This is a genomic window from Pseudomonas sp. FSL W5-0299 (genome assembly GCF_005930655.1).
GTDB lineage: Bacteria > Pseudomonadota > Gammaproteobacteria > Pseudomonadales > Pseudomonadaceae > Aquipseudomonas > Aquipseudomonas mandelii.
Genome location: NZ_RXHX01000118.1, coordinates 1 through 413, shown reverse-complemented (window position 1 = coordinate 413; position 413 = coordinate 1). Strand labels below are relative to the sequence as shown.

The following is a 413-nucleotide window of genomic DNA, read 5'->3' as shown; positions in this document are numbered from 1 at the left end:
GGTGACATCGTGACCTACACCTGGACGGGTGAAGTCACGGGTACCACGGAAGACTCCGTCACCCTCAACGGGCTGTCCAAGGACAAGGACGTGCACTTCACCCTCAACGCCACGTTTGTCGCCGAACACATCGAGCCGAATCGCGGCAAGAAGGTGACGGTGAGTTACCGGATCTGGCGGGCGGCGACGAACGAGACGAGTTATTCGAATATGCTGGAGTTTGGGGTTGGCCAGGCGATTGGCTCAGGCAACCTGAAAGTCATGGGGGCGCGCTTCAATTGCCATACGTCGCGAAATATCGGCGCTTCTCGTGTATTGAGCGCGCTCGATGCCACTACCGAGCAACCCATAGAGGCGCAGTGGAAATATGCCACAGACATTGAGTGGACAACTGCCGCCACCTGGACTGATAC

1 protein-coding gene is annotated in these 413 nt (G+C 57.6%); it reads left to right on the top strand.

The features are described from left to right. Nucleotides 1–413 (top strand): hypothetical protein (locus FHL16_RS34230; protein ID WP_158080558.1); only part of this gene is annotated, 413 nt, incomplete at both ends.